The sequence below is a fragment of the Mesorhizobium sp. LNJC405B00 genome (assembly GCF_000502615.1).
In the GTDB taxonomy this organism is placed as follows: Bacteria; Pseudomonadota; Alphaproteobacteria; order Rhizobiales; family Rhizobiaceae; genus Mesorhizobium.
The window spans coordinates 87701-100331 of the sequence record NZ_AYWC01000008.1 but is presented as its reverse complement, the minus strand read 5'-3'; the positions used below and the strand labels follow the sequence as shown (position 1 = coordinate 100331).

Sequence of the window (12631 nt, the reverse complement as noted above, 5' to 3'; positions counted from 1 at the left end):
GACGGGTTCCCGTGTCCAGGAGGGGCCTGGTTTGCCGGCGGCGCAATCACGGAATAAATTCCGACCACGGGGCGTTCTAAAACCGCGTTGGTTGAAGGCATTGGAATCCGCTTTCACCGGACGCTGAGCACCGGACCGGCTTGCAAGCCGTCTGCGGACGGCTAAAGTCGCGCCTGGATTTTCATGCGAGCCCGGCTGCAAGCGGGCTTCTCATCCTGGAGCGTGTCATGACCAAATCGAAGCTGCTGCTGGCCGCCCTCGCGGCCTGTTTCCTCGCGCCCGTCGCTGCATGGGCGGCCGATGCGCTGCCCGATCTCGGCGGCAAGAAGGTCGTGGTGGTGACGGAAAACGCCTATCCGCCGCTGCAGTTCATCGACGCCAAGACCGGCAAGCAGATCGGCTGGGAGTATGACGCGATGGACGAAATCGCCAGCCGGCTGAACTTCAAGGTGGAGTACCAGAACACCTCCTGGGACGCGATGATCCAGGCGGTTTCCGACAACCAGTACAACATTGGCATGACCGGCATCACCATCAAGGACGACCGAAAGGAGAAGGTCGATTTCTCCGACCCCTATATGCGTTCGGAGCAGTTCATGCTGGTGCGCGCCGATGAAAGCCGCTTCACCGACGCCAAGACCTTCGCCGCCTTCAAGGACGGGTTGATCGGCGCGCAGGCCGGAACGACGCCGTTCTACACCGCCGTCTACAGCGTGCTCGACGGCAATGAGCAGAACCCGCGCATCAAGCAGTTCGAGACCTTCGGCGCTTCGGTGCAGGCACTGAAATCCGGCGACGTCGATGTCGTCCTGACCGACGGCACCGCCGGCAAAGGCTATGTCGATGCCTCCGGCGGCAAGCTCAAGCTGATCGGCGGCCCGCTCGGCACCGAGGATTTTGGCTTCATCTTCCCGAAAGGCTCGGACCTGGTGAAACCGGTCAACGCGGCGATCGCGGCGCTGAAGGCCGACGGCACGATCGAGGCGCTGAACAAGAAGTGGTTTCTCGACTACAAGATGGGGCAGTAGGCCGTCTTGGCGCGACGGCCGCTGAAGGTGCCGATCTCCCCCCTTGCGGGGGAGATGCCCGGCAGGGCAGAGGGGGGCGTGAAGGAACGCTACGAAATAGCTTTCATTCNCCCCCTTGCGGGGGAGATGCCCGGCAGGGCAGAGGGGGGTGTGAAGGATCGCCTCCCTTTTGTTTTGAGCTTTTCCAAAGAGGCCAAAGGTTGTGACTGTAACCGTTTGACAGGTTGGAGGGACAGCACCCCCCTCTGTCCTGCCGGACATCTCCGCCGCAAGGGGGGAGATCGGCAGATCTTGCGAGCGCAGCTGTTCACCAGCGTTGGGCATTGATGCTCGCCTCAACCTCAAAACCCGATTTTCCCTGGTGGCTTGCCGCCGCGATCGCGCTCGCCGTCGTCGCTGCGCTCTCCATTGCCACCAGCGATCTCTACGCCCAGGTTTTTGCCACCGTCGCCAAAGGCATCGGCATCACCATTCTTGTCACCGTGGTCGCCTTCGCGCTGGCTTCCGCCACCGGGCTCGGCATTGCGCTGATGGGGTTGTCGGGGTCGCGTTGGCTCAGGCAGATCGCTCGTTTCTATGTCGAGATCATCCGCGGCGTGCCGATCCTGGTGCTGTTGTTCTGGATCGCCTTCGCCGGCGCGCCTGCCTTCGTGGCTGCGTGGAATGCGCTGACCGCGCCGCTGCAAAACGCCGGCTATCTCGGCGAGCTTTTGGTGCGCGACGTGTCGCTGTTGTGGCGTGCAATCATGGCGCTGACCATCGGTTATTCCGCCTTCATCTCCGAGGTTTTTCGCGCGGGCATCCAGTCGGTCGAGAAAGGCCAGATCGAGGCTGCCAAGGCGCTCGGGCTGACGCGCACGCAGCGCTTCCGGCTGATCGTCTTCCCACAGGCGATCCGCACCATCCTGCCGCCGCTCGGCAATGACTTCGTCGCCATGGTCAAGGATTCCTCGCTGGTCTCGGTGCTCGGCGTCGCCGACATCACGCAGATGGGCAAGATCTACGCCGCCGGCTCGTTCCGCTTCTTCGAGACCTATACGATCGTCGCCTATATCTATCTCATCCTCACCGTCAGCCTGTCGCTGGCGCTGCGGGGGCTGGAGCAACGACTGCGGCGGGCGCAGCAGGAATAGAAGTCCGACGCGGGCACGGCTACGATCGCGGAGGACAGGATTCCGGAGGATGCAGGCGATGACGATCGACAAGGCCAATGCGGCGCTGGGTACCGTCTATTCGGCCGACACGCCGGAAGGGCTGGCCAAGGCCTATGCAGACTGGGCCGCGACCTATGACGGCGAGACCGCTTCGCTCGGCTATCTGCTGCCGTTCCTGATCACCGCCTGGGTGGCGCGCCATGTGAAGGTGGGTGAAGGCCCGCTGCTCGACGCCGGCTGCGGCACCGGCCTGTCGGGCCCGTCATTGAAGGCGCTGGGTTATCACGACATTGCCGGGCTCGACCTCTCCGACGACATGCTGAAGATCGCCGGCAGCCGCAATGCCTATGGCGATCTGAAGCAGGCAATGCTCGGCGGGCCGCTGCCCTGGCCAGACGGGCATTTCCGCGCCTTCTTCTCGACTGGCGTGTTCACCATCAGCCATGCGCCGGCGTCCGGCCTGCACGAGCTTGTCCGCATCACCAGAAAAGGCGGCCACGCGATCTTCACCGTGCGCGACCAGGTGTTTGACAGCGGCGGCTTCCAGGCCGTGTTCGACGGGCTGGAGCGGGCCGGGAAATGGCGGCCGGCCGAGCAAAGCCCATGGTTCCGCTGCTATGCGATCGCCGAGCCGGATGCGTTGGTAAAGACTTTTGTGTTCGAGGTGCTTTGAGCGCCGCCCTCTTCGCCTTCTCTCACAAGGGGAGAAGCGAAAACACGCCGCAATTGCCGAAAAGCCAAAACATTGGTATGAGCCACGCCATGGAAGAGCTTTTTGGCGATCCGGCCTATAAGGGTTTCGTGCTGCAGGACAGAAAACGCCTGCCGTCGCGTTTCTCTTCGCGCATTTCCGGCGCGCTCACCAGCCAACTTAGCTAAGCCGCTTTCGCCGGGCCGAAGGCTTCGGCGCGTCTGCCCTTCCCCTTTTTGCAAATCGACGGATTTACGCACATGAGCGCACCGCGCACCCTCTACGACAAGATTTTCGACGACCATGTCGTCGATCGCCAGGATGATGGCACCTGTCTGCTCTACATCGACCGCCATCTCGTCCATGAAGTGACCAGCCCGCAGGCCTTCGAAGGTCTGCGCATGACCGGCAGAAAAGTCCGGCATCCGGAAAAGACGCTGGCCGTGGTCGATCATAATGTCTCGACCTCGCCGGAGCGCAAATTCGGCATCAAGAACGAGGAAAGCCGCATCCAGGTTGAGGCGTTGGCCAAGAACGCTAGGGATTTCGGTGTCGAATATTATTCCGAGAACGATATCCGCCAGGGCATCGTCCACATCATCGGGCCGGAGCAGGGCTTCACGCTGCCTGGCATGACGATCGTCTGCGGCGACAGCCACACCTCGACGCATGGCGCCTTCGGCGCACTGGCGCATGGCATCGGCACCTCCGAGGTCGAGCATGTGCTGGCGACGCAGACGCTGATCCAGCGCAAGGCCAAGAACATGCTGGTGCGTGTCGATGGCCAGTTACCGGAAGGCGTCACCGCCAAGGACATTATCCTCGCCATCATCGGCGAGATCGGCACCGCCGGCGGCACCGGCTATGTCATCGAATATGCCGGTGAGGCGATCCGCGCGCTGTCGATGGAAGGCCGCATGACGATCTGCAACATGTCGATCGAGGGCGGCGCGCGCGCCGGCCTGATCGCGGCCGACGAAACCACCTTCGCCTATGTCAAGGGCAAGCCGCGCGCGCCGAAGGGCGCGTCGTGGGACGCCGCGCTCGAATACTGGAAGACGCTGCAGTCCGACGAGGGCGCGCATTTCGACAAGGTGATCGTGCTCGACGCGGCCAAGCTGCCGCCGATCGTCTCCTGGGGTTCCTCGCCCGAGGACGTCGTTTCGGTGCAGGGCGTCGTTCCCAATCCGGAAGAGATCACGGACGAGAACAAGCGGACGTCAAAGATCCGCGCGCTCGACTATATGGGGCTGACGCCGGGCACGAAGATCACCGACATCACGCTCGACCGCGTCTTCATCGGCTCCTGCACCAATGGCCGCATCGAGGATCTGCGTGCGGTGGCCAAGGTGGTCGAAGGCAAGACGGTGAGTGCGCATGTCGATGCGATGATCGTGCCGGGCTCCGGTCTGGTCAAGGAACAGGCGGAGGCCGAGGGTCTCGACAAGATCTTCATTGCCGCCGGTTTCGACTGGCGCGAGCCGGGCTGCTCGATGTGCCTGGCCATGAACGACGACCGGCTGAAGCCGCATGAGCGCTGCGCCTCGACCTCGAACCGCAATTTCGAAGGCCGGCAGGGCTTCAAGGGCCGCACCCATCTGGTATCGCCGGCCATGGCGGCGGCGGCGGCGATCGCCGGCCATTTCGTCGACATCCGCGACTGGAAATAGCGCAGACTGGTTCAAGCCTGATCTGAGCGTATGCAAAACCCCGAACGGCAAAACCGTTCGGGGTTTTGTTTAAAGCGCGCCGCTCTAAGACCCTTGGGGTATATGCCCTAGCCGGCACGGCGGATGATTTCATGAAATTCCTCCCGGCTGCCGGGTTCGTCGGCCGCGACCACCAGCGCCAGTTCGCGCTCGTCGAAGATCTTGAACCACTCGTCCCATTCGACCAGCTCGTAGCCGCCTGCGTTGACCGGGCGTTCAGGCTGATCCTGGTCCTGATAGGCGTGCTGGCCGAAGACGAGCCTCAGCAACGGCTGCGTTCCGGTCTCGGGCGATACATCGACGATCGCCGGAAATCCGGCGCGCCCTGCGGCCCATGAGCGAATTGCTTCGTGATCGGTCAGCGTGATCGTGTCGGCCATGAACAACTTCTCCTTGATTGCTGTCAGGAAACGCCGGCCTCAGGTCCCGGTTCCGTGCACCAGCTTCATGAGTGGCGACTTGCATATTCGTCCCGGCTTAACCGCTTGTTGGGGCTTGCGCTCTAAGGTCTTCCCTGACGTCAAGCGGGAAGTCACCGTCCTTTGGACACCGGCCTGTTCATAGCGCTGCTCAATCCGACGATCGCGCTGGCGCTCGGCGCGGCGTTCCTCGTGCTGTGGTTCTATCAGCGCCACCGGCCCTATCTGGCTGTGCTCGGCACGAGCTATTGCGTGTCCGCGCCCGGCTTCCTGCTGCAGTATTTCACGCTGCCCGGCGGCATGGTGCTGACCAAGCTGGTCTCCAACCTCTGCTTCACGCTCGCCGCCTGTTGCCTCGTCGGTGCGATCATCTCACGCTATGGCAGGCGCGTGCCCTATATCGCGATCGGCATTCTGGCGGGTGGCGGGATGGTGGCATTCTGCTGGTTCCTGTTCGTCCAGCCGGACTTGACTTGGCGCATCCTGTCGATCAATTTCGGCTTTGGCGGCCTCAGCCTGCTGGTCGCCGCCGAGCTGCGCGCCGTGCGCAAGAACGGCCCGACGGAAAAAATCCTGTTCGTATTGTCGCTGCTGTCCGGGCTGAACTTCATCGGCCGCACGCTGCTCGTCGTCATCTCGCACGGGCCGTTCACCAGCTATGACGGGTTTTATGGCTCGTCCTACTGGACGACGGCGCTTTTGACGCACGCGCTGCTGTCGTTGCTGATCGCGCTCTGCCTGTTCTCGGCAGCTGCGCTCGACGTGATGAAGGCGCTGAAGACCGAGACGCACACCGATCCGCTGTCTGGCCTGCTCAACCGCAGGGGTTTCGAGGAGCGCGCCTTGCTGGTGCTGCAGCATTGCGCTGTTACCAAGGTGCCGGTCGCGCTGGTGCTGGCCGATCTCGATCACTTCAAGGCGCTCAACGACAAATACGGACATGCCGCGGGCGACCAGGTGATCGCCGACTTCGCCGCCAAGCTTCGCGCGGCCGCCGGCACGCGTGCGGTTGCCGGCCGCATCGGCGGCGAGGAGTTCGCTGTGCTTCTGTCGCTGAGCGATCTTGCCACGGCGCGGCTGTTTGCCGAAGCCGTGCGCACGCACTATTCGGCCGGCAGTGTCGACGGGTTGCCGCCGGGCACCAGGGTGACCGCGAGCTTCGGCGTCGCGGCGCGCACCGGCGACGAAGGGCTGGAGCCGCTGATGCGGCGCGCCGACGAAGCGCTCTACAAGGCCAAGAAGAACGGCCGCGACAGCGTGCGATTGTCCTATGAGCGGGCGGAAACGGTGTTCATCCCGGATACAGGCAGCGTCGGTTAGCGTCTCGCTTAAACGGCCTCTCGGCCGTGCCGGAGCATCAGCGGCAAGGGCTGAGGTTGGGCATTTCGCCATCGGAGAGGCCGTACATATAGGAGCGGCCCTTCACGAACACCGGCGGCTGGTAGCAGCCACGCCTGGAGATGTGATCCGCCTCGTCTTCATAAAGGACTTCCGGTTCCGCTTCCGGCTGCCCGGCGCTGGTGTAGTCGGACAATTTCTTGGCCAGCCTGCCTTGGCCGACAACGATGCGCTTGTAGCCGGCGGCGCTGTCGATGACGAGATTGCCCAGGGAATCGGCATAGACGCGGTCATGATGGCGCGACCAGGCCATTGCCGGGGCGGCGAAGCCGAGACTGGCTGTCGCCAGCACAAGCGCCGCAAGGCGCGCTTTTCCTGAATTCGAAAGCATGGTGTCCTCTCTGCTGTGGACCCGATCGAATCGGAAATTAACCTTTTCTTAACCTTTGTTAAGAGGGCAGGCGCATCCGGCGGCGATCTCTCGCCAAACATGGTTAATATCCGACGGGATGGAAAACCCGGGCGTCATCATTCGGCCATGCTTGCCCGCACCATCGGCCGCGACGCACACAACTACGCTGACGTCGGGTGAGCTTGATCTTGGTGGAACATCGCGGCTAGTTAGCCGCGCAGGAGGACAGCATATGGCGTTACGCCGGACGTTTCGGGTGACGCTGTTGTCGATCCCCTTGCTGACTGCCGCAGCCTGCGTGCCGCAGAATGGCGCGCCGACGGCGGTGAATACCGTACCACCCACTGTCGCGCCCGCGCCGGCTCAGCAGTCCGCCCCACCTGTGGCGCCCCCGGCTTCCGCAACGGCTGCAGCACCTGCCGCACCGCCAGCCAAGATCGTCACCGACCTTACGGCCCCGCGGTCTGCTGTCGGCACGGCGACTTACAGATGCGGCAATGGCGGTGTGATCACCATCCAGAACCTCGGCACGGCGCTGCGCGTTGTCAGGCCAGACGGCACGACCGAGGAGTTTGCCGCATCACCCGCCAACCAGTCCAGCCGCTACCAGGAAGCGGCGTCGCATGACGCAATCGTGATCGACGCGCGCGAGGCGCTGGTGATGAAGAGGGGCTCGACACCACAGACCTGCAAACGATAGCCTGGCGTCGATTGCAAAGGAAATGCCGCACTGCAGCGAACGGTGCGCCGGCTTTCGACGGTGGCCAAATCGATTGAAGCGAAACAGCAGCCTTTTGTCAGACCAAATGACGTTTTCAAAACGATTTTCCGGCTTTGACGCGGTGCAAAAAGAGCATTAGAAACCGGCTGTCTGAAGTCATATATCGAGGCGGTAAGTGCCGCTTTCCACCGCGGCTCCGGACATCGAACTGGGGCAGCCATGAGCAAATCACCAGCCACCCGAACCGCCAGACGTGAACGGCCGCTCTCGCCGCACCTGACGATTTACCGCCCACCGATCACCATGACGATGTCGATCATTCATCGCATCACTGGCGGGGCGCTGTATTTCGGCACGCTGTTGGTCGCCGCGTGGCTGATGGCGGCGGCGAGTTCGCAAGGCGCTTTCGATTGGATCAACTGGGCCTTCGGCACCTGGCTCGGCCGGCTCATCCTGTTCGGCTACACCTGGGCGCTGATGCACCACATGCTGGGCGGCGTGCGCCATCTCGTCTGGGACACCGGCGCCGGGCTGGAGAAACACACGGCATCGAAGATCGCCTGGGCGACGCTCGCCGGTTCCATCCTGCTCACGCTGCTGATCTGGGTCGCCGGCTACATGGCGCGGGGAACCTTGTGATGAGCGGCACGAACAACAACGATATGCGCACGCCGCTGGCCAAGGTCCGCGGTCTGGGCTCGGCCCGCGAAGGCACCGGGCATTTCTGGCGACAGCGGCTGACGGCCATTGCCAACATCCCGCTGATACTGTTCTTCGTCGGGTTCCTGATCGCGCTCAATGGCGCCGGCTTCGCCGAGGTGCGGGCGGCGCTCGCCAGTCCGTTCGTGGCGCTGGTGTTGGCGCTGGTGCTCGTTTCCGGTCTCACCCATATGCGTGTCGGCATGCAGGTCATTATCGAGGATTACGTGCATGCCGAAGGCATGAAGCTGGCGCTGATCGCACTCAGCACGTTTTTCACCATAGCGGTCGGCGTCGCCTCGATCTTCGCCCTGCTCAAACTGGCATTCGGAGGCTGATTTGGCCAAGGACGCGAAATCGGCCACCGGCTATACCTTTGTCGACCACAAGTTCGACGTGGTGGTCGTCGGCGCCGGCGGCGCCGGCCTGCGCGCCACGCTCGGCATGGCCGAGCAGGGCCTGCGCACGGCCTGCATCACCAAAGTGTTCCCGACCCGCTCGCACACGGTGGCGGCACAAGGCGGCATTGCGGCGTCGCTGTCCAACATGGGTCCGGACTCCTGGCAGTGGCACATGTACGACACCGTCAAGGGTTCGGACTGGCTGGGCGACGTCGACGCCATGGAATATCTGGTGCGCGAGGCACCGGCGGCGGTCTACGAGCTCGAGCATTACGGCGTGCCGTTCTCGCGCACCGAAGAGGGCAAGATCTACCAGCGGCCGTTCGGCGGACACATGATGAATTATGGCGACGGCCCGCCGGTGCAGCGCACCTGTGCTGCCGCCGACCGCACCGGTCACGCCATCCTGCACACGCTCTACGGCCAGTCGCTGAAGAACAATGCACAGTTCTTCATCGAGTATTTTGCGCTCGACCTGATCATGGAACCGGACGGCACCTGCACCGGCGTCGTCGCCTGGAACCTCGACGACGGCACCATCCATCGCTTCTCCGCCAAGATGGTGGTGCTGGCGACCGGCGGATATGGCCGCGCCTATTTCTCGGCGACGTCGGCCCACACCTGTACAGGCGACGGCGGCGGCATGGCGGCACGGGCCGGCTTCCCGCTGCAGGATATGGAGTTCGTGCAGTTTCATCCGACCGGCATCTATGGCGCCGGCTGCCTGATCACCGAAGGCGCGCGCGGCGAGGGCGGCTATCTCGTCAATTCCGAGGGCGAGCGCTTCATGGAACGCTACGCGCCGTCGGCCAAGGACCTGGCCTCGCGCGACGTCGTCTCGCGTTGCATGACGCTGGAGATCCGCGAAGGCCGCGGGGTCGGCAAGAACAAGGACTATATTTTCCTGCATCTCGATCATCTCGATCCGGCCGTGCTGCATGAGCGGCTGCCGGGCATTTCGGAATCGGCCAGGATTTTCGCCGGCGTCGACCTGACCAAGGAGCCGATCCCGGTGCTGCCGACGGTGCACTACAATATGGGCGGCGTGCCGACCAACTACTGGGGCGAGGTGCTGAACCCGACGGTCGAGAATCCTGACCGGGTGTCACCCGGGCTGATGGCGGTCGGCGAGGCCGGCTGTGCCTCCGTGCACGGCGCCAACCGGCTGGGCTCGAACTCGTTGATCGATCTGGTGGTGTTCGGCCGCGCCGCCGCAATCCGCGCCGGCCAGGTCATCGACCGCAATTCGGCGATCCCTTCGCCCAACGAAGCCTCGGTCGAAAACATCATGGACCGCTTCGACCGGCTGCGCCACGCCAATGGCTCGACGCCAACCGCCGTTCTGCGTGAGAAAATGCAAAAGGCGATGCAGGAAGACGCCGCCGTGTTCCGCACACAGGAGTCGCTCGAAAACGGCTGCAAGCGCATTTCGCAGATATGGACCGAGCTCAAGGACCTGAAAGTCTCCGACCGCTCGATGATCTGGAATTCCGACCTGGTCGAGACGCTGGAGCTGGAAAATCTGATGGCCAACGCCATCACCACGGTCTACGGCGCCGAGGCGCGCAAGGAGAGCCGCGGCGCGCATGCGCGCGAAGATTTTTCGGCCCGAGACGACATTATCTGGCGCAAGCATACGCTGGCCCGGCTAAGCGAGGACGGCCAGGTGAGCCTCAGCTATCGTCCCGTGCACACCGAGCCGCTGGTGGCGGAAAAGGACGGCGGCATCAGTCTTGCCAAGATCGCGCCGAAGGCCAGGGTATACTGACCATGGTGCCGAAGCCCGCCATCCGAAAGGATCTGAGGTAATGGTCGAACTCACGCTTCCCAAGAACTCCAAGGTGCAGCCGGGCAAGACCTGGCCGAAGCCGGAGGGCGCCACCAACCTCAGGGAATACCGCATCTACCGCTGGTCGCCCGACGATGACGAGAACCCGCGCATCGACACCTATTTCGTCGACATGGACGATTGCGGGCCGATGGTGCTCGACGCGCTGCTCTGGATCAAGAACAAGATCGATCCGACGCTTGCCTTGCGCCGCTCATGCCGCGAAGGCATTTGCGGCTCCTGCGCCATGAACATCGATGGCTCCAACACGCTGGCCTGCACCAAGGGCTGCGACGACATTTCCGGCGCCGTCAAGGTCTACCCGCTGCCGCATATGCAGGTGGTCAAGGATCTGGTGCCCGACCTCACCAATTTCTACGCCCAGCACGCCTCGATCCAGCCATGGCTGAAGACAGTGTCGCCAGAGCCGGCCAAGGAATGGCTGCAGAGCCATGAGGATCGCGAAAAGCTCGACGGGCTCTACGAGTGCATCCTGTGCGCCTGCTGCTCGACCTCGTGCCCGAGCTATTGGTGGAACGGCGACCGCTATCTCGGCCCGGCGACGTTGCTGCAGGCCTATCGCTGGCTGATCGACAGCCGCGACGAAGCCACGGGCGAACGGCTCGACGATCTCGAAGACCCGTTCCGGCTCTACCGCTGCCACACCATCATGAACTGCGCCCAGACCTGCCCGAAGGGGCTCAACCCGGCCAAGGCGATTGCCGAGATCAAGAAGATGATGGTGGAGCGCAGAGTCTGACGCCGCCGCTACCCGCCGACTTTTCGCCGGACGCCGTCGCGGCGCTGCGCGCCCGCCTCGATCTGGTGCGAAGCCAGCCTGTAAAAATCCTGTTTGCCATCGAAAGCGGCAGCCGCGCCTGGGGGTTTCCGTCTCCCGACAGCGATTATGACTGCCGCTTTGTCTATATCAGACCGGTAACCGATCACCTCGTGCTGCAGCAGGCGCGCGATGTGATCGAGTTTCCGATCGAAGGCGAGATCGATGCCGGCGGCTGGGATCTGCGCAAGGCGTTGCTGCTGGCGCTTGGCGGCAATGCCGTCATAGTCGAATGGGCGAAGTCGCCGATCGTCTATGAGGAGGTTTCGGGGTTTCGCCAGCGCCTTCTCGATTTGCTGGCCGAGATCGTCGATCCGGCGAAGGTATCGCACCACTATCTCGGCCTTGCGCGTTCGCACGTCGCCAAGATCGGCAGTTTCTCCGGCGAGGTGAAGCTGAAGAAGCTGTTCTATCTGATCCGCCCGCTCGTGGCGCTCGACTGGATGGAACAGCGCGGCTTTGCCAGCCTGCCGCCGATGAACCTTGGCGAATGCCTCGATCAGACCGAGATACCGGCTCAAGCCAGCGACGAAATCCGCGGCCTGATCGAGCGCAAAAGCCGGACGCGGGAGATGGGCTCGGGCCTCATCCCGACCGCAATCGCGCGCTATCTCGAAGCCCGCTATGGTCACCACGAAATGAACCTAGTCGGCCCCGTCAGGGACAAAGCCGGCCAAGCGCGCAAACATGCCCTTGCAACCGAATTTTACCGCCGGGAGGCTGAACTTCAATGAGCGATGACCTTCCCATTCTCAATCCGGTCGAAGCCCGTGTGCTCGGCTGCCTGATCGAGAAGAAGGAGCTGACGCCGGATGTCTATCCGCTGACGCTGAATGCAGCACTTGTAGCCGCCAACCAGAAGACGGCGCGCGAGCCTGTGATGGCGCTCGAGCCGACAGAGGTGCATCGGACGCTGAAGCTGCTCGAGCAGAAGGGGCTGGTGCGTCAGATGTTCGGCTCGCGCGTCGAGCGCTATGAGCATCAGATGGCGCAGCGCTTCTCGCTGACGAGGCCGCAGACTGCGGTGATCGGCCTGCTTTTGCTGCGCGGGCCGCAGACGGCGCATGAGTTGCTGGCGCGAGCTGAGCGCATGGCGCGGTTTTCGTCGATCGAAGACCTGCGCGCTGAACTCGACATGCTGATCGGCCGCCGACCGCCGCTTATCCAGGAAATACCGCGCGGGCCAGGCCAGCGCGAGGACCGCTACGTGCATCTGCTCGCAGGACCGGTGGACGTCGCGGCGTTATCGGTGCAGCGGAGCGCGCCGGCCTTGCCTGCTTCCGACCTGGAAGCGAGATTGGAGGCTCTGGAGCAGGAAGTCGCGGCCCTTCGCGCCCGGCTTGATGCGCTGGGGGCTTAACTATCACCGGAGCGTTGGCGCGACGGATCGCTG

The 12631-nt window shown here is 63.3% G+C and carries 15 protein-coding genes; 13 read left to right on the top strand and 2 right to left on the bottom strand.

Annotated elements, in window-relative coordinates; genetic code table 11:
* Positions 1 to 227 precede the first annotated feature (227 nt).
* From X756_RS149280 to leuC, 5 genes are all read left to right on the top strand, one after another.
* On the top strand, positions 228 to 1028 hold the full coding sequence (locus X756_RS149280; RefSeq protein ID WP_023730245.1) for a transporter substrate-binding domain-containing protein: 801 nt from the start codon (positions 228 to 230) through the stop codon (positions 1026 to 1028).
* Between the two features lie 326 nt (positions 1029 to 1354).
* Complete coding sequence (locus X756_RS149290; protein WP_023730243.1) at positions 1355 to 2161, top strand: amino acid ABC transporter permease; 807 nt, start codon at positions 1355 to 1357, stop codon at positions 2159 to 2161.
* Between the two features lie 58 nt (positions 2162 to 2219).
* Complete coding sequence (locus tag X756_RS149295) at positions 2220 to 2855, top strand: class I SAM-dependent methyltransferase (protein ID WP_023730242.1); 636 nt, start codon at positions 2220 to 2222, stop codon at positions 2853 to 2855.
* On the top strand, positions 2852 to 3061 hold the full coding sequence (locus X756_RS1000000169375) for a hypothetical protein (RefSeq protein ID WP_197031338.1): 210 nt from the start codon (positions 2852 to 2854) through the stop codon (positions 3059 to 3061). Before X756_RS149295 ends, X756_RS1000000169375 begins: the two co-directional genes overlap by 4 nt.
* 72 nt (positions 3062 to 3133) lie before the next feature.
* Complete coding sequence (gene leuC / locus X756_RS149300; RefSeq protein ID WP_023670518.1) at positions 3134 to 4543, top strand: 3-isopropylmalate dehydratase large subunit; 1410 nt, start codon at positions 3134 to 3136, stop codon at positions 4541 to 4543.
* A gap of 107 nt (positions 4544 to 4650) precedes the next feature.
* Here the strand turns inward: leuC and X756_RS149305 are convergent, their stop codons facing one another.
* A complete protein-coding gene (locus X756_RS149305) occupies positions 4651 to 4962 on the bottom strand; it encodes a hypothetical protein (protein ID WP_023670517.1) in 312 nt (103 codons plus the stop codon).
* A 162-nt stretch (positions 4963 to 5124) separates the two neighbouring features.
* On the opposite strand from X756_RS149305, the gene X756_RS149310 reads away from it, so the two are divergent.
* Entirely contained in the window at positions 5125 to 6321 is a 1197-nt protein-coding gene (locus tag X756_RS149310) for a GGDEF domain-containing protein (protein WP_023698369.1), read from the top strand.
* 37 nt (positions 6322 to 6358) lie between these two features.
* On the opposite strand, the gene X756_RS149315 is transcribed toward X756_RS149310, so the two are convergent.
* Positions 6359 to 6730, bottom strand: coding sequence for a hypothetical protein (locus tag X756_RS149315; RefSeq protein WP_023730240.1), 372 nt, complete (start codon positions 6728 to 6730; stop codon positions 6359 to 6361).
* A gap of 253 nt (positions 6731 to 6983) precedes the next feature.
* Between X756_RS149315 and X756_RS149320 the strand changes: the two genes are divergently transcribed.
* From X756_RS149320 to X756_RS149350, 7 genes are all read left to right on the top strand, one after another.
* The gene (locus X756_RS149320) at positions 6984 to 7451 is read left to right on the top strand and encodes a hypothetical protein (protein WP_023730239.1); all 468 of its coding nucleotides are present in this window, start codon (positions 6984 to 6986) and stop codon (positions 7449 to 7451) included.
* A 240-nt stretch (positions 7452 to 7691) separates the two neighbouring features.
* On the top strand, positions 7692 to 8111 hold the full coding sequence (gene sdhC, locus X756_RS149325) for a succinate dehydrogenase, cytochrome b556 subunit (protein ID WP_023683884.1): 420 nt from the start codon (positions 7692 to 7694) through the stop codon (positions 8109 to 8111).
* Positions 8111 to 8509 carry a succinate dehydrogenase, hydrophobic membrane anchor protein gene (gene sdhD / locus X756_RS149330; protein ID WP_023683885.1) on the top strand — a complete coding sequence of 133 codons (399 nt, stop codon included), beginning with the start codon at positions 8111 to 8113 and terminating at the stop codon, positions 8507 to 8509. The genes sdhC and sdhD overlap by 1 nt, the downstream gene beginning before the upstream one ends.
* Before the next feature lies 1 nt (position 8510).
* Entirely contained in the window at positions 8511 to 10340 is a 1830-nt protein-coding gene (gene sdhA, locus X756_RS149335) for a succinate dehydrogenase flavoprotein subunit (RefSeq protein WP_023730238.1), read from the top strand.
* Between the two features lie 40 nt (positions 10341 to 10380).
* Complete coding sequence (locus X756_RS149340; protein ID WP_023670510.1) at positions 10381 to 11160, top strand: succinate dehydrogenase iron-sulfur subunit; 780 nt, start codon at positions 10381 to 10383, stop codon at positions 11158 to 11160.
* Positions 11161 to 11225: 65 nt separating this feature from the next.
* On the top strand, positions 11226 to 11972 hold the full coding sequence (locus X756_RS149345) for a nucleotidyltransferase domain-containing protein (protein ID WP_023730237.1): 747 nt from the start codon (positions 11226 to 11228) through the stop codon (positions 11970 to 11972).
* A complete protein-coding gene (locus X756_RS149350; RefSeq protein WP_023730236.1) occupies positions 11969 to 12598 on the top strand; it encodes a YceH family protein in 630 nt (209 codons plus the stop codon). Before X756_RS149345 ends, X756_RS149350 begins: the two co-directional genes overlap by 4 nt.
* Positions 12599 to 12631: the final 33 nt, after the last annotated feature.